The 26,277-nt window shown below is 61.2% G+C and carries 22 protein-coding genes; 5 read left to right on the forward strand and 17 right to left on the reverse strand.

The window, feature by feature from the left end:
* Positions 1 to 175 precede the first annotated feature (175 nt).
* The 4 genes from ccoP to ccoN are packed head-to-tail and all read right to left on the reverse strand — an operon-like array spanning position 176 to position 3,555.
* Complete coding sequence (gene ccoP / locus FJ546_RS28125) at positions 176 to 1,039, reverse strand: cytochrome-c oxidase, cbb3-type subunit III (protein WP_140892304.1); 864 nt, start codon at positions 1,037 to 1,039, stop codon at positions 176 to 178.
* Positions 1,040 to 1,041: 2 nt separating this feature from the next.
* Positions 1,042 to 1,191, reverse strand: a complete 150-nt coding sequence (locus tag FJ546_RS28130; RefSeq protein WP_140892306.1) for a cbb3-type cytochrome c oxidase subunit 3 — start codon at positions 1,189 to 1,191, stop codon at positions 1,042 to 1,044.
* A 12-nt stretch (positions 1,192 to 1,203) separates the two neighbouring features.
* Complete coding sequence (gene ccoO, locus FJ546_RS28135; protein ID WP_140892307.1) at positions 1,204 to 1,935, reverse strand: cytochrome-c oxidase, cbb3-type subunit II; 732 nt, start codon at positions 1,933 to 1,935, stop codon at positions 1,204 to 1,206.
* A gap of 9 nt (positions 1,936 to 1,944) precedes the next feature.
* Complete coding sequence (gene ccoN / locus FJ546_RS28140; RefSeq protein ID WP_140892309.1) at positions 1,945 to 3,555, reverse strand: cytochrome-c oxidase, cbb3-type subunit I; 1,611 nt, start codon at positions 3,553 to 3,555, stop codon at positions 1,945 to 1,947.
* Positions 3,556 to 3,797: 242 nt separating this feature from the next.
* Between ccoN and FJ546_RS28145 the strand changes: the two genes are divergently transcribed.
* Positions 3,798 to 4,208 (forward strand): hemerythrin domain-containing protein, encoded by a 411-nt coding sequence (locus FJ546_RS28145; RefSeq protein WP_140892356.1) that lies wholly within the window; start codon positions 3,798 to 3,800, stop codon positions 4,206 to 4,208.
* A gap of 2 nt (positions 4,209 to 4,210) precedes the next feature.
* Here FJ546_RS28145 and FJ546_RS28150 read toward each other — a convergent pair whose 3' ends face one another.
* Positions 4,211 to 4,939 carry a Crp/Fnr family transcriptional regulator gene (locus tag FJ546_RS28150; protein WP_181168123.1) on the reverse strand — a complete coding sequence of 243 codons (729 nt, stop codon included), beginning with the start codon at positions 4,937 to 4,939 and terminating at the stop codon, positions 4,211 to 4,213.
* 157 nt (positions 4,940 to 5,096) lie between these two features.
* Between FJ546_RS28150 and hemN the strand changes: the two genes are divergently transcribed.
* Positions 5,097 to 6,446 carry an oxygen-independent coproporphyrinogen III oxidase gene (gene hemN / locus FJ546_RS28155; protein ID WP_140892312.1) on the forward strand — a complete coding sequence of 450 codons (1,350 nt, stop codon included), beginning with the start codon at positions 5,097 to 5,099 and terminating at the stop codon, positions 6,444 to 6,446.
* Positions 6,447 to 6,458: 12 nt separating this feature from the next.
* On the opposite strand, the gene FJ546_RS28160 is transcribed toward hemN, so the two are convergent.
* The 4 genes from FJ546_RS28160 to FJ546_RS28175 form a co-directional block, all read right to left on the reverse strand.
* Entirely contained in the window at positions 6,459 to 6,917 is a 459-nt protein-coding gene (locus FJ546_RS28160) for a potassium channel family protein (protein ID WP_246686994.1), read from the reverse strand.
* 140 nt (positions 6,918 to 7,057) lie between these two features.
* The gene (locus FJ546_RS28165; RefSeq protein ID WP_140892313.1) at positions 7,058 to 7,396 is read right to left on the reverse strand and encodes a DUF779 domain-containing protein; all 339 of its coding nucleotides are present in this window, start codon (positions 7,394 to 7,396) and stop codon (positions 7,058 to 7,060) included.
* A 67-nt stretch (positions 7,397 to 7,463) separates the two neighbouring features.
* A complete protein-coding gene (gene adh, locus FJ546_RS28170; RefSeq protein ID WP_140892315.1) occupies positions 7,464 to 8,981 on the reverse strand; it encodes an aldehyde dehydrogenase in 1,518 nt (505 codons plus the stop codon).
* Positions 8,982 to 9,125: 144 nt separating this feature from the next.
* A complete protein-coding gene (locus FJ546_RS28175) occupies positions 9,126 to 10,088 on the reverse strand; it encodes a helix-turn-helix domain-containing protein (protein WP_140892316.1) in 963 nt (320 codons plus the stop codon).
* Positions 10,089 to 10,725: 637 nt separating this feature from the next.
* Between FJ546_RS28175 and FJ546_RS28180 the strand changes: the two genes are divergently transcribed.
* Positions 10,726 to 11,685, forward strand: a complete 960-nt coding sequence (locus FJ546_RS28180; protein ID WP_140892318.1) for an aldo/keto reductase — start codon at positions 10,726 to 10,728, stop codon at positions 11,683 to 11,685.
* Between the two features lie 96 nt (positions 11,686 to 11,781).
* Entirely contained in the window at positions 11,782 to 12,474 is a 693-nt protein-coding gene (locus FJ546_RS28185) for a class I SAM-dependent methyltransferase (protein WP_140892320.1), read from the forward strand.
* 37 nt (positions 12,475 to 12,511) lie between these two features.
* On the opposite strand, the gene FJ546_RS28190 is transcribed toward FJ546_RS28185, so the two are convergent.
* Genes FJ546_RS28190 through FJ546_RS28210 form a run of 5 tightly spaced genes read right to left on the reverse strand, consistent with a single transcriptional unit; the run spans position 12,512 to position 20,147 of the window.
* On the reverse strand, positions 12,512 to 12,778 hold the full coding sequence (locus FJ546_RS28190) for an acyl carrier protein (protein ID WP_140892321.1): 267 nt from the start codon (positions 12,776 to 12,778) through the stop codon (positions 12,512 to 12,514).
* A 55-nt stretch (positions 12,779 to 12,833) separates the two neighbouring features.
* Positions 12,834 to 14,387 carry an AMP-binding protein gene (locus FJ546_RS28195; protein ID WP_181168121.1) on the reverse strand — a complete coding sequence of 518 codons (1,554 nt, stop codon included), beginning with the start codon at positions 14,385 to 14,387 and terminating at the stop codon, positions 12,834 to 12,836.
* On the reverse strand, positions 14,377 to 16,404 hold the full coding sequence (gene asnB / locus FJ546_RS28200; protein WP_140892323.1) for an asparagine synthase (glutamine-hydrolyzing): 2,028 nt from the start codon (positions 16,402 to 16,404) through the stop codon (positions 14,377 to 14,379). The genes FJ546_RS28195 and asnB overlap by 11 nt, the downstream gene beginning before the upstream one ends.
* Positions 16,405 to 16,410: 6 nt before the next feature.
* Positions 16,411 to 17,394, reverse strand: a complete 984-nt coding sequence (gene nadE / locus FJ546_RS28205) for an NAD(+) synthase (protein WP_140892325.1) — start codon at positions 17,392 to 17,394, stop codon at positions 16,411 to 16,413.
* Positions 17,391 to 20,147 (reverse strand): AMP-binding protein, encoded by a 2,757-nt coding sequence (locus FJ546_RS28210; RefSeq protein ID WP_140892326.1) that lies wholly within the window; start codon positions 20,145 to 20,147, stop codon positions 17,391 to 17,393. Before FJ546_RS28210 ends, nadE begins: the two co-directional genes overlap by 4 nt.
* Positions 20,148 to 20,445: 298 nt before the next feature.
* Between FJ546_RS28210 and FJ546_RS28215 the strand changes: the two genes are divergently transcribed.
* Positions 20,446 to 21,171 carry an AAA family ATPase gene (locus FJ546_RS28215; protein ID WP_140892328.1) on the forward strand — a complete coding sequence of 242 codons (726 nt, stop codon included), beginning with the start codon at positions 20,446 to 20,448 and terminating at the stop codon, positions 21,169 to 21,171.
* 129 nt (positions 21,172 to 21,300) lie between these two features.
* Here the strand turns inward: FJ546_RS28215 and FJ546_RS28220 are convergent, their stop codons facing one another.
* The 3 genes from FJ546_RS28220 to FJ546_RS28230 all read right to left on the reverse strand — a co-directional run bounded on the left by FJ546_RS28220 (position 21,301) and on the right by FJ546_RS28230 (position 26,044).
* Positions 21,301 to 21,513: a DUF768 domain-containing protein gene (locus FJ546_RS28220; protein WP_181168122.1), complete on the reverse strand. Its 213-nt coding sequence runs from the start codon at positions 21,511 to 21,513 to the stop codon at positions 21,301 to 21,303.
* A 117-nt stretch (positions 21,514 to 21,630) separates the two neighbouring features.
* Positions 21,631 to 23,136, reverse strand: coding sequence for a calcium-binding protein (locus tag FJ546_RS28225; protein WP_140892331.1), 1,506 nt, complete (start codon positions 23,134 to 23,136; stop codon positions 21,631 to 21,633).
* 301 nt (positions 23,137 to 23,437) lie between these two features.
* Positions 23,438 to 26,044, reverse strand: coding sequence for an AMP-binding protein (locus tag FJ546_RS28230; protein WP_246686995.1), 2,607 nt, complete (start codon positions 26,042 to 26,044; stop codon positions 23,438 to 23,440).
* Between the last annotated feature and the right edge of the window lie 233 nt (positions 26,045 to 26,277).

A 26,277-nucleotide genomic window follows, 5' to 3' on the forward strand; every position in this document is an offset into this window, starting at 1 on the left:
TTGTGATTTCGCCCTGTGTGGCGGCGCGAAATGCAGCGTCGACCGGGACCTTGCCTCCGACTGGATTGCGCCGCGTTGATGCAGGTCAATCGCCGGGCACCGCAATGCAGTCGAGGCCCGGCAGGGCCGGGCCTCGTCGCCTTGACGGAGAGGGCAGGAGAATAGGCCCCCGTTGCTATTCTCCTCCGCCAAGCGAATGCACGTAGACCGCGAGCTCCTTGACCTTGGTCTCGCCGAGACGGCCAATCCAGCCCGGCATGACACCATGTTTGGGCGCGCGAACCTGGGCGGCGACGGCTGCCTCGCCGGACCCGTAGAGCCAGATGGCATCAGTCAGATCCGGGGCGCCGAACTCCTTGTTGCCTTTCGCGTTGGCGCCGTGACAGGCCACGCAATTTTCCGCGAAGACCTTGGCGCCGGGCTCGATCAGGCTTGCGTCCTGGACTTTGCCGGATAGGCTCGCCACGTAGGCGCTGACCTGGGTGATCTGCTCTGACGTGATGATGTCGCCAAAGGCCGGCATCTCGGAGATGCGTGTATCCGGGTCGGACGCGAAGCGGATGCCGTGCGTGATCGTCTGCTGGATCTGGTCGGCCTTGCCGCCCCACAGCCAGTCGTCGTCATTCAGGTTGGGGAAGCCTTTGGATCCCTGTGCGCCCGAACCATGGCATTGCACGCAATTGACCTTGAACGCCGCGCCGCCGGCAGCGACAGCGAATTCACGCAACGCATCGTCGGCGGCAATCTCGGAAACGGTTTTCGATTGAATTGCAGCGACATATTTGCCCTTGGCAACTTCGGCCGCAGCGAGCTCGTTCCCGACCTCGTTACGGCTCGAATAGCCGAGCACGCCCTTGCTTGCCGAGTGCAGCAGAGGCCAGGCCGGATAGGCGATGGTGTAGCCAATAGCCCAGACTATGGTGACGTAAAACGTTATCACCCACCAGCGCGGGAGCGGGTTGTTCAACTCCCGAATACCATCCCATTCATGGCCGGTGGTCGAGACGCCGGAGATTTGGTCTATGTGCTCTTCGCTCATGATCAGTCGTCCTCAAGGGGAATCCGGGCGGCTTCGTCGGCCAGCTTGCGGCTACCGGGCCGGAGGGAAAAGGCGATTGCACCGACAAAGAAAAGCGCCATGGCAACCAGACCCCAGCTGTCGGCAAACTCCCGCATTAAATTGTAACCCATCTGTAAGACTCCTCAGCGATAGCCGGCGGCTTCGTCGTAATTCTTGAAATCGACCAGCGTGCCGAGCATCTGCAGATAGGCGACAAGCGCGTCCATCTCGGTGACCTGCCGCGGATTGCCGTCGAGATCTCCGACCTTTGCTTTCGGATAGCGGGCCAAGAGGCCGGACGCGTCGGCGTTGGGATCGGCCTGCGCCATCAAGTCGGCGTTGGCGTGTGCGATCATGTCGTCGGAGTAGGGGACACCAACACGCCTGTTCGCGACCAGATGCGTCGAGAAGTCCTTCACTTGGATTGGCGTGTCCTTCAGGAACGCGTATTTCGGCATGATCGATTCCGGCACCACCGAGCGCGGATCGCTAAGATGCTGGACGTGCCAATCGTTCGAGTAGCGGTCGCCGACCCGGGCAAGGTCGGGGCCGGTGCGTTTCGAGCCCCATTGGAAGGGGTGATCGTACATCGACTCGGCAGCCAGGCTGTAGTGACCATAGCGCTCGACCTCGTCCCGGAATGGCCTGATCATCTGGCTGTGGCAGAGATAGCAGCCCTCACGCACATAGATGTTGCGGCCGGCGAGTTCGAGCGGCGAATAAGGGCGCATGCCTTCGACCTTCTCGATCGTATTGTCGAGATAGAAGAGCGGGGCGATCTCGACGATGCCGCCGACCGTCACCACCAGAAGGGAACCAACGAGAAGAAGCGTGGCGTTCTTCTCGATGATCGCGTGTCTGTCCATCAAGCCCATTTCTGGCTCCTATTGTGCAGGCTGGAGGGCGGGAACAGAGCCCGGCAACGGTTGCTCCTGGCGCTGGTGGCCGAGGATCGTCATGGCGATGTTCCAGGCCATGATCAGGGCACCGGACAGGTACATGGCTCCGCCGGCGGCGCGCATGATGTAGTAGGGATGCATGGCGGCGACGGTCTCGGCGAAGGAATAGACCAGGAAGCCCTGCTCGTCGTATTCGCGCCACATCAGGCCCTGCATGATGCCGGACACCCACATGACCGCGGCGTAGACGACGATGCCGAGCGTCGCCAGCCAGAAGTGCCAGGTGACCAGCCGCAGCGAATAGAGGCGTTCGCGGTTCCACAGCTTCGGCACCATGTAGTAGATCGCGCCGAACGAGATCATGCCGACCCAGCCGAGGGCGCCGGAATGGACATGGCCGATGGTCCAGTCGGTGTAGTGGCTGAGCGAATTGACCGACTTGATCGACATCATCGGACCTTCGAAGGTCGACATGCCGTAGAAGGCGATGGCAGCGACCATCATGCGGATGATCGGATCGGTACGGATCTTGTCCCAGGCGCCGGACAGCGTCATGAGGCCGTTGATCATCCCGCCCCATGACGGCATCCAGAGCATGATCGAGAACACCATGCCGAGCGTCTGCGCCCAATCGGGCAGGGCGGTATAGTGGAGATGGTGGGGGCCAGCCCAGATATAGAGGAAGATCAGCGCCCAGAAGTGGATGATCGAAAGGCGATAGGAGTAGACTGGCCGGTTGGCCTGCTTGGGCACGAAGTAATACATCATGCCGAGGAAGCCGGCCGTCAGGAAGAAGCCGACCGCATTGTGGCCGTACCACCATTGCGTCAGCGCATCCTGGACACCGGAAAATGCGGAGTAGCTCTTCGAGCCCAGGAAGGAGGCCGGCATCGACAGGTTGTTGACCACGTGCAGCATCGCGATGGTCACGATGAACGAGAGGTAGAACCAGTTGGCGACGTAGATATGCGGTTCCTTGCGCTTCAGGATCGTGCCGAGGAACAGGAGGAGATAGGCGACCCAGACGATGGTCAGCCAGATGTCGACATACCATTCAGGCTCGGCATATTCGCGGGATTCGGTGATGCCGAGCAGATAGCCGGTGGCCGCCATGACGATGAAAAGCTGATACCCCCAGAACACGAACCAGGCGAGATTGCCGCCGAAAAGTCGGGCGCGGCAGGTGCGCTGCACCACATACAGGGACGTGCAAAGCAGAGCGTTGCCGCCGAAGGCAAAAACGACGCCGGATGTGTGCAGCGGCCGCAAACGCCCAAAATTGAACCAGGGCTGGATGTTGAGATCCGGGTAGGCAAGCTGCAGCGCGATGACCACGCCGACAAGCATGCCGACCACGCCCCAGAACATGGTGGCGATGGCGCCGTAGCGGATCGGCCCATCCATATAGGCGGACGGATCGATCGGAGCCGCCGGCGCGAAACTGGTCTTGCGCAGAAGAACGGCGACAAAGGCCAGCAGCACGATGAACAGCACCCACATATGCTGGCGGAAAGGCTCATCCACGCCAAAGCCGGCGGCCACCAGGGCCGCGAATGCAAACAGGCTTAGAGCCACAGTTTCAGTGCCGAATTTCATGACATGTCCCCGACCTCGGATTCCGTGCGCGGAAAGCAAATCCGCAGCGGCACAATTCCTCAGCCGGGTTGCCGGTGCCTTGATCCAGGTCAAAGCCCACCGCGTTATCATTGGGCAGCGTAAGCCTTGCAAAAGACCGGAGGCTGACATTGGACTCGGAGAAAGTGCGAGGATCGTCGCTGTTTGAAAACCGCCGTGACATCTCCAGGCTGGCCGGGCGGGAGGCCGTCCCGGCTGCGGTGATGCGGCGTGCGCATGACGAGAAACTCCGCCTTTGCGATGCCCTGGAAAAAATCGCGGACGCTCTGCCAGGTGTTGATCGGATGATATGCCTCAGCACAGCCAACTCGATCGTGCCGCTTCTGCGCCGCATCCATCAGTACGAAGAGGCCATCATTTTTCCGGCTTACGAGGAGGCGGTGGTCGGCAGCGAGGCGAACCTTGCCTCGACCCGACGATTGCGGGCCGAGCATGTGGAAGACGAATGCTTTGCCGGTGAGGTGACTGAAATCCTGCTGGCCATCGGACATGGCGAGACAGTCGAGAATCCCGAAACCATCGGGTTTATGTTGCGCGGCCTGTTCGAGAACTTGCGCCGGCACATCGCGTTTGAACGCGAGCACGTGCTGCCGATGATCGGGATCGCTGATTGAGGTCAGGCGCCGGAGCGACTGGCCAAGCGGTTAAGGCTGGTCACCGTCACATGTCGATTGTTCTCGATCCGGATTAGCCCGTCTGTCCGCAGACGGGTCAGCTGGCGGCTCACCGTCTCGATCGTCAGGCCGAGGAAATCGGCGATGTCGGCGCGTGTGAGCGGCAGCTCGAAGCTCGTTGCGTTGGTGGCCGGATCGAGCGTGGGATCGATGTTTCGGGCAATCATCAGCAGGAAGCTCGCCACTTTTTCCGCGGCCGTCTTGCGCCCCAGCGTCACCATCCAGTCGCGTGCTTCGTCAAGCTCGTTCAATGTCTGCTTGAGCAGGCGATGCTCGAGCTCTGGCGATTCCCTCATCATTCTCTCGATGGACGCTCTTGGAAACGAGCACAGGGAGACGGCCGTTGCCGCTTCGGCGTTGATAGCGCTTTCCACCTTGAATGGCCGCCCCAGAAAATCGGGAGCAAACTGAAGCCCGACAATCTGCTGGCGCCCGTCCGAAAGGCTTTTCGTCAGCTTCACCACGCCGGAAAGCACGTTGGAATAGCTGCCGACGGTCTCGGCGTCGCCAATCAGTTCCACGCCCGGTTCAATGGTGTGCTTTGACGAAAGCTTGGCGAGCCCGACCAATTGATCGGGGTCGAGCGCGCCGCATACGCCGCGATGCCGCGCCTCGCATGATTGGCAAAGCACGGGAATGCCGGCGCTATGAACATCTTGACGTACTGTCATCACGATCGTCCGAGGGCCCTCAGTATCGGCAAGATAAGTGTCGGCCATTGAAAAAGCCTTGTGACAGTTTGTCCGGTGCAAAGGCTTTGACCGAAATCAAGGCATTGGCGCGCGGTTGCGGCCATTGCCTTGACCTTGCAAACACAGAGGAAGCGACATGCAACCGGAAGTGGCCGCCAGGCTTGGCGAAAATGTACCGCGGTACACGAGCTATCCGACAGCGCCTCATTTCCACCCGGGGGTTGATGCGGCTGTCTGTCGGACTTGGCTCGAAGCGCTCGAAAGCGATGACGAGATATCGCTCTATCTGCATATTCCCTACTGCGACAAGCTGTGCTGGTTCTGCGCATGCCACACCAAGCAGACCCGGCACTATCAGCCGGTGGCAACCTTTCTGCACTCCCTGCATAGGGAGATCGAGACGGTTGGCAGCCTCGTGCGCGGCAAGGGCCGGGTGCGCGCCATCCATTTCGGCGGTGGCTCGCCGACGATGCTGAAGCCCGAGGACATCCTGTCGCTTGGAAAAGCGCTGCGGGATCGTTTCGATGTGCTCGACGATGCCTGCCTCAGTGTCGAAATCGATCCGAGCGACATGGATGAGGCCCGGCTCGACGCCCTCTCCGCGATAGGCATGACGAGGGCGAGCCTAGGCGTTCAGGATTTCGATCCCAAGGTGCAGAAGGCCGTCAATCGCGAGCAAAGCTTCCTGCTGACCAAGAGCGTGGTGGACGCCGTGCGGGCGTGTGGCGTGAATTCGGTGAACCTCGACCTGCTCTATGGACTGCCGCACCAGACCCTTGAGAGTGTTGCTCGCACCGTGGCCCAGGCGTTGACGTTGCAGCCCGACAGGCTGGCGCTGTTCGGCTATGCGCATGTGCCCTGGTTCAAGAAACATCAAACCATGATCGACGAAGCATGGCTCCCCGATTCTGCCGGACGGTTGGCGCAATCGCAGCTCGCCGCCCGGCTGATCGTGGACGCCGGATACGAGGCCCTAGGGCTGGACCATTTCGCCAAGCCGAACGATACGCTCGCCATCTCGGCTCGCACCGGCAATATCCGCCGCAATTTCCAGGGCTATACAGAGGACAATTGCGAGACACTGATTGGGCTCGGGCCCTCCGCGATCAGCCGATACCGCCAGGGCTACGCCCAGAACATCGTCGCAACCGGCGCATACGAGAAGGCCGTGGATTCCGGACAGCTGGCAGTGGCGCGCGGCATCGAGCTCAGCGTCGACGATCTGGCGAGAGGCTGGATCATCGAGCGTCTGATGTGCCATTTCGCCTTCTCGGCGATCGAATTGGTCGAGCGCTTCGGCGACGTCGGCCAGAGTCTCCTGGCCATGGCAAGTCGACTTGCGATCAGCGGCGGCGGGCTGCTGCTTCGGCTCGATGGCGAAACCTTCGTCGTGCCGAAGGACAGCCGCCCGCTTGTCAGGACGGTGGCAGCGAAGTTCGACAAGTATCTCGAAGCCGGCACAGCCAGGCATTCAGTGGCGGTCTGAGCGCCGGTCCGGTCAGAAGTGCTCGCCGACCCTGAACGGGCCGATGCGCGTTCCGGCAGCGATCAGGTAGGCGGTCGACCAGCCGATGAGCAGAAATCCGTTCACGCCCTCGAGCGCCGCCAGCACGCGCCAGCCATGGGCGGGAACCACGTCGCCATATCCGACCGTCGAAAAGGTGATGGTGGAAAAATAGAGCGCGGTCTCGAAGTCCGGCAAGACGCCGAGTTCAAGATACACGCCGGCCCACAGCCACACCTCGGCTGTGATGACGGCAAAGAGCCCCATGACGACGCTGATCATCGCGATCACTCGGCTGCGCCGGCCGTGCATGCGGAAGCGAGCCACGAGGTGCGCCATGGCGTGGGTAATCGCGATGAGACCGAAGGTGTGGATGAGGACCGTCAGGCTGATGACGATCGTGCCGGCGAACAGATTTATGACCATATGCTGATCGTAGCGGCGCAGCGGCACTTTGCATTGTGCAGGATCAAACCGATGGAGGATGAGAACCGAAGCACGCGCTTCTTGCCGCCTGTCGGTTGTCCACGCGTCTGTTTTTCTGGTGCGTTCCTTTCACTGAGACAAAGGGGAAGCAGCCCGATGCACCGACATCACATCTGAACGGCGCAGATCGTCGACCGCGTCAGGAACCGCTTCTCCCGACCATTGTCGAGCGAGAACATGCCGCCGCGGCCAGGCACCACGTCGATGATCAGATCGGTGTGCTTCCAGGCCTCGAATTGCGAAGCGCCGATGTAGAAGGGCGCGTCTTCGATGTGGCCGAGCAGCACATCGTGGTCGCCGACGATGAAGCCGGCGCGCGGATAGCACATGGGCGAAGAGCCGTCGCAGCAGCCGCCGGATTGGTGGAACAGCACCGGCCCATGCTCGGCAACGATCTCCGCGATCAGTTCGAGGGCGGTCGGCGTGGCCGTGACCTTTGCGTGCATGGTCTTTCCGATCTCCAGTCTTGGGCGCGGCCCCTCGCGGAGCCGCGCCTGTGCGACAAACAGCCGATTAGAAGAAGCCGAGCTTCTTCGGGCTATAGCTGACCAGCATGTTCTTGGTCTGCTGATAATGGTCGAGCATCATCTTGTGCGTCTCGCGGCCGATGCCGGATTGCTTGTAGCCGCCGAAGGCCGCATGCGCGGGATAGGCGTGGTAGCAGTTGGTCCAGACGCGGCCGGCCTGGATCGCGCGGCCGAAGCGATAGGCGCGGTTGCCGTCACGTGTCCAGACGCCGGCGCCGAGCCCGTAGAGCGTGTCGTTGGCAATGCTGAGCGCTTCGTCGTCGTCCTTGAAGGTCGTGACCGAAACCACCGGTCCGAAAATCTCCTCCTGGAAGATGCGCATCTTGTTGTGGCCCCTGAACACGGTCGGCTTGACGTAATAGCCGCCCGCCAGGTCGCCGGGCAGAACATTGCGGGCGCCGCCGGTCAGCACCTCGGCGCCTTCCTGGCGGCCGATGTCGATGTAGGACAGGATCTTTTCCAACTGCTCGGACGAAGCCTGGGCGCCAATCATCGTCGCCGGGTCGAGCGGATCGCCCTGCACGATCGCCTCGACGCGCTTGAGGGCACGTTCCATGAACCTGTCGTAGATCGATTCATGGACGAGCGCGCGGCTCGGGCAGGTGCAGACCTCCCCCTGGTTCAGCGCGAACATGACGAAGCCTTCGATGGCCTTGTCGAAGAAATCGTCGTCCTCGGCGACGACGTCCTTGAAGAAGATGTTGGGCGACTTGCCGCCCAGCTCCAGCGTGACGGGGATCAGGTTCTGGCTGGCATACTGCATGATCAGCCGGCCCGTCGTGGTCTCGCCGGTAAAGGCGATCTTGGCGATGCGCGGCGACGACGCGAGCGGCTTGCCGGCCTCGAGGCCGAAGCCGTTGACGATGTTGAGCACGCCTGGCGGCAGCAGATCGCCGATAAGATCGGCCCAGAGCAGGATGGCGGCCGGTGTCTGCTCGGCGGGCTTAAGCACGACGCAGTTGCCGGCCGCAAGCGCGGGCGCGAGCTTCCAGCATGCCATCAGCAGCGGGAAGTTCCAGGGAATGATCTGGCCGACCACGCCGAGCGGCTCGTGGAAATGATAGGCGACGGTGTCGTCGTCGATCTGCGAAAGGCTGCCTTCCTGGCCGCGCACGGCGCCGGCGAAATAGCGGAAATGGTCGATGGCCAGGGGCAGGTCGGCCGCGGTCGTTTCCCGGATCGGCTTGCCGTTGTCCCAGGTTTCGGCGCAGGCGAGCAGATCGAGGTTCTCCTCCATGCGGTCGGCGATGCGGTTGAGGATAAGCGACCGCTCTGCCACGCTGGTGCGTCCCCACGCGTCCTTGGCGGCATGGGCCGCATCCAGGGCCGCCTCGATGTCCTGGGCATCCGAGCGCGCCACCTCGCACAGCAGCTGGCCGTTCACCGGGGAGTGGTTCTCGAAGTAGCGGCCGGAGCGGGGTTCGGTCCACTTGCCGCCGATGAAATTGCCGTAGCGCTTGTCGAAGGGCGCCTTGACCGGGCGTGAGAATTCAACCTTGTTCATGTGTCTTCCTCCCAAAGCTGACGTCGCGGGATGCGACGCTTCGGAAGAGACTTGCGATTCATGCCGCCAATGTCATCGTCCCGGAGACGGTGGGCGGGCGGGATGTGTCGCAGAATTGCGACAGTCGTGTGAGGTTTCGAATGGTCAGTGCGACCTGTGGACGTCCAGGCGGTTGAGCTTGCGGTGAAGCGTCGCGCGGCTGATGCCGAGCGCCTGGGCCGCGGCCGAGACATTTCCGTCCGCCCGCGCGAGCGCTCGCTGCAGAACACCGCGCTCCGCCTCGGCAAGCACTTCGGGGCCGGCCCAGCCGAGCAGATCGGCCGCCGGCATCGGCTTGTCCAGGCACTGCTGAGTAATTCCAAGCGCAAGGCGAGCCGACCGGGTCGCGCCGACCACCAAATCGTCTGTATCTACGGCGATCAGTGCGCCGGAGCCTTTGTCAGCCACCGGCGCCAGCACAATGCGCGCCTTGGGGAATGCCATTTTGAAGTTCTCTGCCTCGATCCGACGCGCCGCGTCGACAACGGCCAATGAAATAAGGTTGGCAAAGGCTTCGGTCAGGTCAGCGCGGCAGGAAGACACGTCGAGCGCGGCCACCAGATCTCCCTGGTGGTCGTAGATCGGAGCGGTGGTGCAACTGAGCCCCGTATTGCGCGTATGGAAATGCTGGTCGCGGTGGATCGTCAGCGCCCGCTGTTCGACCAGACAGGTGCCGATACCGTTGGTGCCCTCGCTTTGTTCGTTCCAGACGGAGCCAGTCCACAAACCCCAGGAATGAAACGTTTCGTCATCCACAGGCGCGCCGCGCCGTTCGACGGGCACGCCATCACGATCGGCGAGGAGGACACAGCACCCGACGCCACCCACCGCGAGATAGAGCCGGTCCAGACTCGATTGGGCAGCCCGGACGAGTGGTTCGATACGTTGTCGGGCCTGCCCAAGCTCCATCTCCGTGAGGTAGCGTGCGGAACTGCAGTCGGCTGGATCGAGCCGGTGCAAATTGGAAGACCGTCGCCAGGACGCGACCAGTGCGGATTTCGCCGCCGCGTCCGAAGCGATCGCGGCCTGAATGCGGTCGGCATGATGACCGGATAGGTCCTCGCCCATGCTTCCTCCCAAAACCAGCCTTTCCTTAAGCTCCCAGACCATCGCTGCTTCAAGACAAGGTAGCGCTGGTGCCATGCCAGGTTCGGCTTTCAATCATGACACTGTCAATTCGACAGAAGAACCAGAGGCGGAGTCATCGAACTGCGATATCCGGCCAAGCCATAGCCCTCCTCGGCGAGAACATTCTTTGCTCCTAGGCTCCCCTCAGCTGGTTCAGAATCTAGCCCAATGAACTGGGCATTCCTTGATCGAGAGCAAAGATCTGCTCACTATGGCGCGGCCGCTGAAATCGCCAAGGCATACAGATAACTACCCGCGAACGTCCCGGAACCATATGGAACGAGGCAGGAAGATTTCTGATTCCAACCCACGAAAAATCAATAAAATCAAAAATATAATATATCGTCCGGCCGACAATATTTTTCTGGGGGAATTTTTATCTGACTAAGAATCCGGTTCTGTTCTGCATGCGGTCACCCGTGATCACGATCCGAGACACGCAGATATGCTATCTAATGCCGCCTTTTGCATTGGCGCGGACTCGTGGCTTTCTTTCTTGTCTATTGACAGAAAGACAAAAAGATCATTCGACTGAGACAGCGGCGGCTTGATCCCGCTATCAAAACGAGGCTTCGCCATGAAGCTGGTCTTTGTCGAAGCTATTGGCAGCAAGGTTTCAAGTATCGGCTTTGGCTGCGCTTCGCTTGGCTCTCGTATCGGAGTTCGCAAGGGCATCGAGACCTTGGAACGCGCCTACGAAGCGGGGGTGACCTGGTACGACGTAGCGCCTTCGTATGGCGACGGCATGGCGGAATCGATCTGGGGTGAATTTGCATTCAGGAAACGCGATAGCGTCTGCGTCTGCACCAAGGTTGGCATGCGTCCGCCGAAGACCTCCGCCACCATGCGACTGCTGAAGCCGTTGTCGCGGATCGCTGTTGCGACGGTTCCGGCGCTTAAGCAGCATGCTTCAAGAGTGCGCCCCACGCCTTTCAAGGTGCCGCTGTCCGCGGCTTTGATAAGATCAAGTGTCGAGGAAAGCCTGGGGCGTCTTCGCACGGATTATGTCGATGTCCTCGCACTGCATCGTCCGACCGCCGAAGAGCTTGTTCGCGAGGATATCATCCGGGCCGTGGAGCGCGTGATTCAGGACGGGAAAGCCCGGGCGATCTCGGTCGCGGGAGACCTCGAGGCCGGAATGACGGCTCTCCAGGAATCGCTGCCTTATCGGTTCGTGCAGATTGCCAATACCCCGCTGGAGACAAACCTCGCCAAGTTGAAGGCGCGCGTTCACCGGCACAGAACGTTCGTAACGCACGGGACATTCTCAGGCCTCAATCGAATCGTCGCGAAATTCAATGCGCGCAAGGAAATACTGGTCGCTCTTGGTGACCTCGGATACCGCGGCAGTCCCACTGAAATTGGTATCGCATTTCTCGCCGATTACGCATTCGCCACGAATTCGGCCGGCGTCACCCTGGTCTCCATGCTCAAGAAGGAACACCTCGACTTCAATCTGCGGCGGTTGAAGAACGATCCAACACCCGAGCGCCTGAATGCCGTCATTGCCGCGCTCGACATGGGCGTGAAAGACTGATCGGCTGGCAGCTTGCCGGGGTTCTCCGACGACAGGTTTGACTGGCGCAGGAATGCCGAACAGCTATACTGGAAAGATTAAGCCAGCGGGTTCGCCATGAGCAACGAGTTCAGTGTCGCCGACGCCTATGGCGCGGGCCGCGCCATTTTCATGGGACTTGAGTTGCTCGTCGCGCCCGGTGCGCTCGTCCCCCGGCCAGAGACGGAATTGCTGGGCAGGACGGCCCTTGGTGTTTTGCATCAAATGAACCTGCCGGCGCCGCGCATCGTCGACATGTGCTGCGGCACTGGCAATCTGGCGTGTGCCATCGCCCACCACATTCCCACGGCACGTGTCTGGGCGAGCGACCTCACCGATGGATGCGTCGACGTGGCACGCCGTAATGCCGCCCATCACGGCATGGCTGACCGCGTTTCGGTGCTTCAGGGCGATTTGTTCGACGCTCTCTCGGGCCTTGGGCTCGACGGAACGATCGACATTATCGTCTGCAATCCGCCCTACATTTCGGAAAAGCGGCTAGAGGGCGACCGCGCGCATCTGGTCGAACTCGAGCCGCGCGAAGCGTTCGCGGCCGGCCCTTACGGCCTGAGCATCCATATGCGGGTGGTGAAGGACGCGCCACGATACTTGCGGCCTGGCGGCACCCTGCTCTTCGAGGTCGGCCTTGGCCAGGACCGGCAGGTGATGGGACTGCTGGAGCGCGGCAAGGCATATGAGAACATCCGCGCTGTGGCGAACGAAGCGGGCGAGGGCCGGGTGGTTCTGGGACAAGCCAAGGCGCGGGCATGAGCGTGCGGAAAGCCGGAGCAATTGCGCGAACCGGCAATCAGTTCATCTTGCGGATGATGTATTGCTCGATCCCTTGAATGGAATCGAGGTTTTCAGGCAAGAGCTCGCTGTCTTCGACGGTGATGCCAAAGGTCTCCTCGATGAAGCCGATAATCTCAAGCACTCCCGTCGAGTCGACGATGCCCTGGTCGAGCAAGGATGTGTCGTTCATCAATGCCTTCACGTCGCTCACGTAGAAATTCGAAACCAGGAAACTGCGGATCTGTTCGCCGTAGGTTCCGGTGCGGTCCTTGATCGTCAACATGAATTCGCCCTCTGTAAGACACCATAAATAAAGCGACCTGGTCCCCGAGCCCTCCTCATGACAGGGCCGTTTTCTTGAGTTTGCCGGTATCCGTCATCGGCAGGCTGGCCACGACGACGATGGACTTCGGAACCATGAAGTTTTCCAGTCGTTTCTGGCACTCCATCCGCAGCTGTTTTTCGCCGATGGTTCTTCCATTCTCCATCACGACAAACGCCTTCACCGCCTGCCCAAGCAGTTCGTCGGGAACACCGATGACCGCTGCTTCCCGGACGCCGGGAATATCCATAAGGACGTTCTCCACTTCCTTCGGCGCCACCTTCTCGCCTCGCGATTTTATGATCTCGTCACCGCGGCCGACGAAGTAGAGGTACCCCTCCGTGTCCATCCGGCAGTAGTCGCCGGTATATAGGACCTGCTCGCCGGGCAGCGGGCCGGGTTTGAGCTTCCTGGCCGTCGCTTCGGGCTTGCCCCAGTAGCCCTTCATCACTGTCGCGCCGCGAATGACGAGCTGGCCAACGACGCCGGGGGCGAGCCTTCTGTCATGTTCGTCAACGATCCACATTTCCGTATTCGGGATCGCGATCCCGACGCTCAACGGCTTTCGCGCGAGATCCTCCGGCGGCAAATAGGTGCAACGCTTGCATTCGGTGAGGCCGTACATCGAATAGATGCGTGCGCTCGAAAACAGCTCCCGAAGCATGAGAATATGCTTGAGGGGCAGGGCCGCCGCGGTGTTCGTGACGTAGCGAATGCTTGAGAAATCCTGGTCCTTGAGGGACTTGAGCTCGGAGAGTGCCGCAAAGATGGTCGGCACGCCGGGGAAACCCGTAACCCCCTCTTGCCTGATCAGCCCAAGGACCTGCGCCGGGAAGGCGAACGAACGTTCGAGCACCAGACGGGCGCCGGTGCGAAACGCCATGATCATCTGGTACAGGCCGTAATCGAAGGCGAGGGGCAGGACATTGAGGATCACCTCGTCCTCTGCAAGCTCGAGGTAGGAAGCGATCGACGCACACGCGGTCATCATGTTCCTGTGCGTCAGCATCACGCCCTTGGGTTCGCCCGTCGAGCCGGACGTGTAGATGATGGCGGCAAGATCGATATCGATGCAGCGCCGCGCCGGCGGCGCGTCGCCGGCGGCGATCGCGGTGTCCCAGCGTACGGCTTGCGGCAATCGGGAGAGCTCGTCGTCATCGATCGATCCGGAAACGATCGTCCGCAGGAGTGACGGGCAGCTGCGCGCCGGTTCGCGGAAGATCGAGTGCAGATGCGCGTCGGTGATCAGCGCCGCCGGTCGGCAGTCGTTGAGCAGATAATCAAGCTTGTCGCTCTTGGTCAGCGGGTTGACGATGCACACCACCGCATTCGCCTTGAGCACAGCCCAGAAGCTCACCACCGTCTCGACGGTGTTGTCGGCGAAGATCATCACGCGGGCGCCGCGCGCGACCCCTGATGCGGCCAAATCCGTGGCGATTGCATTGGCGCGCGCCTCGAGCTCGCCATAGGTGACACGTTGCTTGCCGCACACCAGCGCCACCTTGTCACCGAGCCGGCCGGCGGAGTGGGCGAGGTAGTCATGCAGCAGGGGTACGGCATCATGCAACATGCAAGCGCTCCTCCCGATGTTCGCGGTCGACGTCGACGCTGAGCCCACGCACGTGTGTTGCACCGGGACAGCTCGCGACAAACTGCTGGTGCAGGAGCTGGGTCGACAGCACGCCGACAAGCGCCATGTTGTCGGCATTCGAAAGATCACCGTCACCGGTCCTGGCCTGGCACTTGCCAAGCAGGCGTGTGACCGAAGCCGGATCGAAAACATTCGCCTTGCGTATCGCCGTCTCCGAAAGCGCTTCGCGAATGTATTCCGGTGCGGCGTCGGCAGCGAAGCAAAGCGCATTGGGCGCCCGGAATGGCTGCTTCTTGCGGGTTACGATCTCGGAGGGCACGATTGGCTCCGCCACGCGTTTCAGCACGTGTTTCTCATCGAGGACACGCAGCTTGTAGGAAGGCGGAAGTGAATTCGCGAGCCTCACAAGTTCATCGTCCAGGAACGGAAAGCGCCCCTCGACTGAGTGAGCCATCAGCATCCTGTCGCCCTGCGAGGAAAGCAGATAGCCCGACATCAACGTCTGGACCTCGAGATACTGGTCCTGCGCAAGAGGGCTCCAGCGCGAAAACGCCGCGGGCAGACGGCCAAGCAACTCCGACACCGCGTCGCGGCGCTGGGATTCGGCGCGCAGATCCGCGGAGAACAGGCGCTTGATGGCGCCGGTGCTGCGCCAGCGCGTGTCATGGGCAAAGCCAGGCGCGTCATAGGCCTCGATCCCGCGTCCGAAGAACTGACGCGCCATCGCTTGCTGTTGCACCGGCGAGCGGGTGAGATACGGGTAAAGACGCTCCAGGAGGCGCGAGCGTCGTGTCGACGCCGGCTGGCGTCCCCAGAATCGGCGGACCTTGGCTTCGCGGAACAGGTCGTAGCCGGCGAACATTTCGTCGGCACCCTCGCCGGTCAGCACGACCTTGATGCCACGCTCGCGCACCAGCCTCGATAGCAGGAACAGCGGCGCCGGGGCGGTCCTCAGTATCGGGCGCTCGGTGTGGTAGATCACCTCGGGAAAGATTGCCGCGATATCGCCGCGCGAAACCACCACCTCATGGTGCTCGCTGCCGGTTGCTTCGGCAACCAGCCGCTGGAAGCGGGTCTCGTCATATTCGGCGTCGGCAAAACGCAAGGAGAAGGTCTGGAAGCGTCGGCCGGCGAAACGCCTTCCCAGTGTCGCCACAAGCGAGCTGTCCAGTCCTCCCGAGAGGTAACACCCGACAGGCACGTCGGCGCGCACCATTCGAAGTGCCGTCGCGGCCTCGAGGGCGTCACGCACGCGGTCCACCGCGTCATCGCACGACCCGGTGAACTCGCCCGGCAGCGCTCCGATATTCTCGGGGTAGGAAGGCTGCCAAAAGACCTGCTCGCGAACGGTGCCATCCTGGTAGATGCGGACATGCCCCGGTACGAGCTCGTGGATTCCCTGAAATACCCCTTGCGGTGGAACGACCGTCCAGAGCGTGAAAGTCTGATCGAGGCCGGCAGGATCAAACGCGCGAGGGATGGTTGGATCGGCCGCGAAAATGGCCTTCACTTCACTGGCGAAATAAAGGCGCCCCCCATGCTCACAAAAATGCAGGGGGCAAATGCCGAACCGGTCGCGCGACAAGACGAGACGACCTGCTATTGAGTCCCAGATTGCGATTGCCCATTGGCCGTTCATCCGCTCGAAGGCCGCTTCGCCCCACGCGCGATACGCATGCAGCGCGACCTCCGTGTCGCTGCGGGTTCGGAAGCGGTGGCCAAGCGCAATCAGCTTTTCCCGCAGCTCGACATAGTTGAATATCTCGCCGTTGAACACGATCCAGGTCGTATCGCCTGTGTCCGCAAGCGGCTGCTGGCCGCTGGAAAGATCGACGACGGACAGGCGGGCATGCGCCAGCCCCGCACGCTTGTCGCGGTAAAGGCCGCGCTCGTCCGGCCCGCGATGCGCCAGCGTGCCCACCATCCGCATCAGCGCCTCGCGTGAAGGAGAAGCCGCCGCGGCGTTCAGGGCCACAATTCCAGCGATGCCGCACATTCCCGGTCAATCCTCGCCAATTTCCACGGAGAGCAAGGGCCGCGCGTGAAGATAGTGGGCGGCCCGCCGTTTCGCGTCGATGTCCTTGAAGACTTTCCGCAGCTGGGGCTCGGTGAGGCCGGCAACCGCCGCGACCTCATCGCTGGCGATCCCATGGTTTAGGCCGTAGAGGCATAAATCCATCAGATGATAGGGCAGCGCGAAGTAGAACTCCTCCTGACTTTGCGCCATGGAGAATGTGTCGGTGGTCGGTGCCCGCTGGCGGATTTCCTCGTCCACCCCGAGATATTCCGCGAGCTGATAAACCTGGGTTTTGTAAAGGTGGACGATCGGCATCACGTCGGCGGTTCCGTCGCCCTGCTTGACGAAAAACCCCTGGTCGTACTCCAAACGGTTTGGTGTCCCCGCAACCGCGTATTTGAGGCGGTCGGCGTGGTAGTATTCCGTCATCTTGCGCAGACGCTGCTTATAGTTGGTTGCGGCGACGATCTGCAGATAGGCGGCGGGCGACAGACGCACCGTGTCGACCTTGCCCTCCGGATCCTGGACGGTGAGCCGGGTGATGTTGAGGCCGTTGCTCTCGAGAACCGGTTCGATCACCAGCTTGCATTTCCAGCCGTCCCCATAGTCGGGAACGACGGTCCGGATCGCCTCGATCTGCCGACGGTAGGCGCCGACGGCTTCCACTGCCGGGCCTATGTCTTCCAGGATATTCTCAATGCCAAGCTGTGCCGCGACACGGCGGCCAAGTCTCAGGGAGTCGCCGGAGGAATCGCGCTCCGGCATGAACAGGCCCAAGACCTTGTCTTTGCCGAACGCCCGTGTGCACAGGGTCGCGACGACGGAGCTGTCAATGCCGCCGGAAAGGCCGACAACCACCCCGCGACGGCGGAGCGTGCCAAGAACCTGCTTGCGCAAGGTGTCAACGACGCGATCGATCTCCGCACGAGCATCGAGCACCAGCATGTCCTTGCTGAAGTGTGAGATCACGTCGATGACAGATCCTCCCTTTTGCGAGACTCGGCCGGGGAGTAGGTCTGCACGACGGCCGTCTCGATGAGCGGGCGGTTGGTGGCAAGATTGGGCTCTATGACAAGGTCGATGTGGTTGCCCATGATCGGAACCACGTCCAAATGTGCCAGAGCGCTTTCCCAGCCCAGGGCCCGAGGCATTCCCTCCCGACGGCATCGGAACAAGGTGCCGGAGATGGGCAGGGCCGGTTTGGGTGCCGCGAGCCACTGGAAGAAAGACCGCGCCCGCAAGACTTCCTGCAGTTCCAGTTTGGTTCTGAAGCTTGTCGGGCTGAACTCTCCCTTGCCAAAGCGGCCGAGAATCCTCGTGAGATACGCCTCGCAGCCCATGGCGACGGTGATCTTGGCAAGAGCTCGGCAAGCCATCCGGTGGGCGGATATGCGATTGGTGCGAATGCGATGCAATGTGCGGGCAAGTGTCTCCCAATGGTTGCTCGGCTCGTCCAGAAGGCTCGTATCGAGGATACCCAAAAACCTTACCGATCGACCGGCCGCCAGAAGCCGCGCCGCGACCTCGAACGCAACCGCGCCACCAAGCGAATGGCCAAGAAGTCGCACAGGGCCGTCAGGCTGCGCGCGGTCTATCTGCTCGACTGCGGCGGTGGCCATGGCGGAGAGACTGTTATGTCCGTCCAATATCGCAGCGAGGCCAGGATACCGAATGGGGTTCACCCGGGCGACTTTGCCCATGGCGGCCGCGAACGCAGCCAGGCTCGGACCATAACCGACGGATCCTGGGAACAGGAAAAGAACCGGAGGGTGATGCTTCTTCGCGTGTCGTTCGCCCGCCTGTGCGGAGACGACAGCCTCAACCATCTCGTCGAAGCTCATACCGATGGTGAAGGCCTCGAGGCCGAGCTCTTGCCCTATGGCGCTCTCGATCGCCATGACGCAATGCAGCAGCTGCAGCGAATCTCCCCCCGCCTCATCCCAATTTCCCGCCGCAGCGCCCGTGTCGAGAACCTGCATCCACGCGTGCTGCACCACTTGCCTTGTATTCAGTTGGCCTCCTGCGGGGAGCGCTCGGGCAGTGGGCGGCTGGACGGCTGGCGCGGTCTTTCTCTCCGTACGATCCATTTCGGTGAGCGTTGCCAGGTCTATCTTACCTCCCGGCAAGCGTGGGATCTCCGCGATGGTGTGCAACCGCAAGGGACGCAGCGGCGCCGGCAACGTCGTTCTGACGAGCTGACGAAGCTCCTCCGCGAAAGCAGCCCCGGCGAAGCGCTGGGCAACCGCGAATGCGATGAGTTCCTCGGCCGGCGTCACGATTGCCACGGCATCCGCCACCGAAGGCGCGCAACGCAGGACCCGTTCGAGCTCGGCGGGCTCGACGCGTCGACCATTGATCTTGATCTGGCGCCCCTTGCGGCCGACGATGCGCAACAGGCCATCGTCGTCCAGCCGAACGAGGTCGCCCGTCGCAAAAACCCGCACACCGGGATCGTCCGGGTCCGGCCGCGTGGGAATGACGACGCCGTTCTCCCAATGACCAAGCAGAACATAGGGGCTTTTGATCAGAAGCTCTCCACTCTCGCCTGTCCCGACATCGTGTCCTGCGTCGTCGACGACAGCGAATGCCATCCCGGGAAGCAGCCTGCCGACGGGAATCGATGCGTCTTGCTCCGGCCAATCCTGCGGCAGGAACCATTGCGAGCCGGTGGTCTCGGTGGACGAGTAGCCGATCTGGATCAGGCACTGGTCCGAAACGGCTTTGCGCAGCAAGGCGATGTCCGTCCACGACACCTTCTCGCCACCGATCCGTGCCACTCTGAGCGACTGGAAAGCGTCAGCAGGGGCCTCGGTCAACAGCGCCCGAAGCAGCGCCGGCACAAGATAGGCGATCGTCACACCTTCGGCTTGAATACGAGCACGGACTGCGCGGAGGCCGAGCGCCTCCACCTCGAGAAGGTGCAGCGTCGCGCCCGTCAGCAGTGCAGCAAAAATCTCCCGGCAACCGGCGATCGTGGCAGGCCCGGTCAGCGGCAGGAAAACGTCATCCGTGTTGATATGGCACGCGTCGACATATTGCCGGACCCGCCACAGCAGGCTGCGTTGGCTGTTGACGATGCCCTTGGGGCGTCCGGTGCTACCTGATGTGTAAAGCACCATTGCGGGCGCATCGACGGAAACCGAGGGGAGCTGAGGCTGCTGTGATGCCTGTTGACCGTTCGGCGCGACGCCAGCCGCAATATCGATCCATAGGACTTCCCGCGGCAAATCGATTAGGCGAACATTTCCAGCGCCTATGATGGCGCCGAGCCGTGCGGCATTCACAATCTCGATGATCCGAGAGCCCGGATCTCTCATGTTGAGCGGAACCGAAGGCCGCCCGGCCGCCATACTCGCCAGTATCGCCACAGCGTACCAGGCCGAGTTGGCCTGAAGGATTCCGACCGCCCGTCCTTCGGGAACGACGGCAGCGATACGGTGCGACAATGTCTCGACAGCCCGGAAAAGCTCGGAATAAGTCAGGCGATTGGCGCCGTCGCCGATCGCGAGCTTGTCGGGATATTGCCTTGCAACGTTTTTAAGGTGATCGAAGACGGGAATGTCAGCAAACCCGGCGCCCATCCGCTGATAGGGGCGCCCGATGGGCCCCCCTTCGTCAAGAGCATATTCGGGAATATCTGACCATCCGCGGGTCGTCGTCGGTCGACAATCCACCCGCAGATCTTGATTCACCGCTTCAGACTGCAAATACGCTGAAGACATTCAGGGCCCCACCAAGCTGAACGTCGACCATCACTCGCCACCGAAATCTTTTCATCAATCATTCGGATGATGCCTCGATCTTGATCAGAGGCATCGAGGAAGTTCTCCAATTCCCCTTCGGTAACGGCCGGTCCGGCCCGGAGTCCCCGATCTTGAGATGTTAGCCAAGGGCCAATCCCGCGTGCCTCCGGCATATATGAAAGGTCATTCAAATGAACGTTGGTGTGGCTCGTAATCCGGCTAAGCTTTGTCACGCAGGCCAATGACTGCTTGCTCGGAGACATTTGGGTATTGCGTGATGATCATCGAGTTGTTTGGGCCGCCTGGTGCAGGCAAGACCACACTTCTTCGCGGCCTCTGCCAGGGGATGGCGAAACACGACATCAACGTGAAGACAGTGAACGGGTATCGCCTGATTGAATATGGGTCGGCCCAGGAAGACGGTCCGGAAGTTCGCCATGGCATTGGGCGCCTTGGCAAAAAGATTGCCACTTCCGGCCCGGTCTTGCTGTCGACCCTGCCGAAGGATGGTGTCGCGGCGCGGCTTCTGGCGTCAATCCCACTACGAAGCCGCACATGGTCATGGCGCATGAAGGTCGATATCGCCCTGCTGTGCGAGTCGTGGCGCCGAGCGCAGCAATCGGAAGGTTATTTCATTTTCGAAGAGGGCCTAATCCAGGCTTTATGCGCGCTGGTTGTGCTGGCGCGAACTCCAAGCATTGACGTGGTTCGTGACTGCCTGGCGTTCATGCCGCGACCAGACCTCCTTATCCAACTCGATGCGCCGCAGGAAACGTTGCGCCGCCGTCTTATGGATCGGCATGCGCAGCAACCGCTCCTGGAGGTCCTCCTGTTCGAACTCGGCGTGGACAGGGGCTTGAGGCAGGCCGATATCTCAAGGGAGATCGGCAAGTGCTTGCGCCAGGATGGATGGCCCTTGATACAAGTCAACGGTGCTGAACCTCACGACCTCGACAAGATCATCAGGCGGGTCTTGAAAGAGCACGAGACCGTCCCGGGTTGACCAAGGCGATAAAAGCCAAACCACTGGATTGGCTGGCGATCAAGGAACTTGGTCGCACTCTCTTCGGCGAAGCAGTGGGCGTGTCGGCCATGGGCGCGTGCGACGTTGCCAATGCAACCGGTCGCACGATCAATTCATATCGCGTTGGTCGAGCACTTCAAGCATGGTGGTCAACATGCTTCCGACTTCTTCCGAGATTTCCTCGGGGCGAATTCCTGCCTTGATGGCGTCCGCTGTCACTTGCTCGGCGAGTTTCGCGGCAAGGGTCGGATCGGACCTGGAATAGGGTGGCACATTGTCCTCCACCCATTTCTGCAGGAATTCGATGCCGCGAGTGCTCATGATGGACCCAATGCTCGTTGGAGCGATTCGTTCCATCAAAGTATTTCACCCAAGTATATTGAGGTATATTCAAGAAAACGTCAGACCCTTGTGATCAGGGTCTGACGTTTCCAACGCTTATGCTACGATGAATGAGGACGCCGTCAAAGACAGATGCGGAGACAGGGTGGCAAACTGGATCTGATGTGCGCCACCCTCGCCGTCGCTGTCGAAAGACAGAGCGCCGGTCGAACTGTTGTAGACGATGTGATCGCCACTGTCGTGCGCACCCCTGCCTTGGTGGAACGCCGAGGTGGGAAGGGCGCCCGCTTGAAGGCCGGTGAACACATGGTGGTCGAGCACGATCTTGTCCTGCGTCACGTTAAAATCGGTAATCTTGTCGACATTGCCGGTCTTGAGGGCGGCATTGAAGAAAAAGAAGTCCTTGCCCCCATTTCCCGTCAGCACGTCTTTTCCGCCACCGCCGTTGATGACGTTGCTGCCGGCATTGCCGTCTATGGTTTGGGAGAACTCGTTTCCCTTGAGGTTCATGGTCGTAGTGCCGGACTTGCTCGTGATGGCGAGGTGCTCGATCTCCGAGCCGGCCGACAGCGCGTAGCTCACCGATGCCAGCACAGTATCGTTGCCGCCGCCCAACAGTTCCACCACCTTGTCGCCGACGGTGTTGACATAGTAGGTGTCATTGTAGCCGCCACCGACCATCGTATCGGCGCCGGTGGTGCCGTGAAGCACATCCGCCCCGCCCGTGCCGTAGAAAGTGTGATCGCTGGCCGAAGGCACGGTAGTGGTTGGGGGCACCGTGCTGGTCGGGGGCACAGTGCTGGTCGGGGGCACAGTGCTGGTGGGCGGAGTCGCTTCGCCGGTCGAAGGCACGCTGGTGGTGCTGTGATTGTGCTGAAGGAAGAGGGCCTGCAGCGCCGGCGAGTCGCCAAGCGCGGTGTCACCCTGTTGCGAGCCCCACGCATAGGCATAGTCGAAGGCGGGCGATGGCGCTACCTTGGCCCAGTGGTCCAGCATTGTTTGCTCCTGGGCGACGCTGGGAAGGACATATTGGCCGCCCGTATCGGTGGTGTAGTTGCCGCCGCCGAACGTCTGATAAACCGGAACGATCTGGCTCAGCGGAACGCCCGAGGCGACCGCCGCGGCCACGGTCTTGTCGATCATGTTGTAGTCGACCGTGCTTGTGCCGGTGCGCACCGGGTAGGGATCCACGCCGTAATAGTCGATATGCGTGTTGGCGGGATTGAAGGTGTTTGAAAAATCGGGATCAGCCGAAGACCCCATGTTCATCATGGTAATGAAGGTCTTGGCGCCGGGCAGATGGGTGTGGATCCAGTCGGATTCCGCCTTCAGATTGTCGGCTGTGGCATAGGTTCCCCATTTTCCCGTGGGATCGGGCTCGTCGACGAGGAAGAAGCCGAACGCCTTCGGATTGCCGATGAAGGGCGTGACTTTGTCAATGAAAGACGAGGTCGCGCCATTGGCTTCATCGAGCCAGACCAGACCTTTCGTGCCAGCCGGCAAGGCGTTGAGTTCGTCCACGGATGAAACGTCGACAAGATTGAACCCGGCGGTTGCGACCTCGGAGGCCGATCCACCCGAGGCATAGTGGAGGGTTGTCATGCAAATATCCTTCGTCCAATTCGGTGGTGCCCCGTGCCTGCCTATTGGAAAGGATATATTAGGGCCAAATCAAATACCGGCGCCCATTGATAGAATCGTTGATCATGGCAAGGAGAGCCTATGCGACGGGCAGGCTGCCTTGGTCCTGGTACTTGTTGATTGTTTAGGGATATTTCAGCGCGGCGACGCAGGACAAGGCTGTTCTCGCCACGGCGGCAGTGCCAGCGGATTTGTTGTGGATCGTCGGCAAGATGCACGAGCATCCTGTCGTGATTCAGCCTCCGGGTGTGCGAATCACCCGCTATGCGCCGCTCACCACAAAGGCTCTTTCTATCAGCGGACGGTTGTGGCTGAGATAGGGTTCAACGAGCATGTCCAGGTGCCCGCCGACGATCGGAACTATGTTTAGGCCGGTGACGAAAGCACTCCAGCCAAGGTCGGACGGAACGCCAGTGCGCCTGCATCGGAACAGGGTGGCGGTAATCGGCAATGTGGGCTTCGGTTGCGCGAGCCACTGGCCAAATGCACGCATCCGCAGGACTTCTTCGAGCTCAAGGCGCAAGATGAATCGTGCTCTGGCGAAGCTCCTCCATTTCAGCCAGTCGATGCCCCTCGCAAGCACAGCCTCGGCGCCAGATTGGGCAAACAATTTTGCCAAAGCCCGCAAAATCATGCGATCCACCGTCACTCGATGCGTGCGGATGCGCTGGATGGTGCGTGCCAGTCTTTCACGATAGTTGTGCTGTCCAGGCCCGATATTGGTGTCGAGGATTCCCAGGAACGTGACCGACCGGCCGGCGGCAACAAGTTTGGCGGCAACCTCGAAGGCGACGCCGCCGCCAAGCGAATAACCGATCAGCTTCACATTGCCATCGGGCTGGGCCTGGCTGATCTGGTCGACAACCGCATCCACCATCCGCGGTATCGTGCCATGTCCCTTCAGCAGATCGTTCAGATCCCCGTAGCGCACGGCAACAATCCTGGCGACATTGCCCATCTCGGCACCGAAGGCCGCCAGGCTTGGACCGTAGCCGATCGATCCGGGCACGATGAACAAAACGGGTCTCGGGTCGCAGGCCTCGACAAGCGAGCTGCCTGTGTCTTGTCCTGGAGACGCTGCCCGGACGACATCGGCAAAACTCATCCCGACCGTGAACGCGTCCAGGTTGAGTTCCCGCCCCAGAGCCGTCTCCAGTTCCATGACGAATTGCAGCAATTTCAATGAATCGCCGCCGGCATCGTCCCAGCGGCTGCCAGCTGCCCTTTTGCCCGGGAGAATCCTCTCCCATACGGCCGCCGCGGTGCCTTCGATATCAAGCGGGTTTGCCGCCTGCCGGGCCATGGGCGTGCCCTGGGCGTCTTGCGCGTTCAGTGCGCGATCCAGTTCGCGTAGCTTGACACCGTCGACCTTGCCGCCTTTGAGCCGCGGTATCTCGGCAACACTGTGCAGGCGCGTCGGGTGAACAGCCGGCGGCAGGGCCGTCCTGATCAGCTCGCGCAATTCAGCAATGAACTCTGCGCCAGGTCCGGCGGGGACGGCAAAGGCCACCAGTTCGTTCGCGTCCGTCACCACCGCAACGGCATCATCCACCTGAGGCGCCCGGCGCAGGACGAGTTCCAGTTCGGCAGGTTCGACCCGCCTTCCGTTGATCTTGATCTGGCGTCCCTTTCGTCCGACGATCCACATCATGCCGGTGTCGTCGACCTTGACCAGATCACCGGTTACGAAGATTCGAAGCAGGGGGTTGCCGGAGTTCTGAAGAGGGACGTTTTCCCCATCCGCCCAGTAGCCAAGCGTGGTGTAGTTGCTTCTGATCAGCAACTCTCCTTCATCGCCCTGGGCGACCTCGCATGCATTCTCATCCACGATGGCGTATTCGATGCCGGGTAGCACGAAGCCAACCGGGACCGTTGCGCCGTGTTCCTGGTAGCCCCTCGGCAAGAACCATTGCGTGCCGGTCGTTTCCGTGGACGAATAGCTGATCTGGACAAGGCAGGACTCGGGAACTCTGCCGCGCAGCCGGTCGATATCGGACCATAGAATCTTTTCTCCGCCGACCCGCACGATCCGTAAGGAAGAGAATGTGTTGGGCGCAGAACCATTCATCAACACGCGCAACAGCGCCGGCACGAGATAGACGACAGTCACCCGCCACTTCTCGAAATTGTCGCGGGCGGCGCGAATACCGGCGCTCTCTATATCCGAGAGGTACAATGTGGCGCCGCACAGCATCGGGGTCATCATCTCGCGGCATCCGGCGATCGTCGCCGGCCCGGTCAGCGGCATGAACACGTCGTCGGGGCCGAAGTGGCAGGCATCCACATATTGCTGAACGCGCTGGAGGATCGCCCGCTGGCTGTTCACGACGCCTTTCGGCGCCCCGGTGCTGCCTGACGTGTACAGAACGATTGCCGGAGCATCGACCGGCACTTCGGACGGCAACGCCGATAGGCTGCCATCCGGCGTTGCAGCCATGCAACTTGCCGCGTCGATCCATTCAAGCGAGGGGGCATCCGGCCAGCCTGCCGGCTTGCCCGGCCCTGGCTTGATGATCGCCGCCAGCCGCGCGCTGGTGGAAATTGCCGCGAGGCGCTGAAATGGATCCCGGGGGTTCAACGGCACGGCGGGCCTGCCGGCCCGCATGGCGGCGAGCATGGCCACCGGATACCAGAGAGTATTTCCGATCAGAATGCCGACCGCCTTGCCTGGTGGGGTTGAACCGGCAATCGCAGCCGCCAGGTTTTGGACTGCGTTGAGCAGTTCCGAAAAGCTGAGGGACGTAGAGCCGTCGCTGATCGCGATCTTGGCCGGGTATTTTTCGACAACCCGCTCCAGGTGCGAGAACGCCGATTTTTCGGAGAAGTCGTCGCCCATCCGCGAGAAGAAACGGGTGGTTGGTCCGTCCATATCCAAAGGGCGGGTGGAGGCCTGTTTCCATGTGAAGCCGTCTGGAGAGCTGCTGTTGCGAGCTATCGCAACATCTTGACCCGTTGTCGGTCCGCCAACGGATGGCAAGGCACGTGGAAAACGGCTTTCTAAACGCGGGTACCCCGACGTTTCCAACACAGCCCCCTTGTTTTGCTGATTGGCTTTGATGTGTCGTACGCGACCATGTCGACACTGGCATCGTTAGAACGAAT

It is taken from the genome of Mesorhizobium sp. B2-4-19 (assembly GCF_006441315.1).
Lineage (GTDB): Bacteria > Pseudomonadota > Alphaproteobacteria > Rhizobiales > Rhizobiaceae > Mesorhizobium.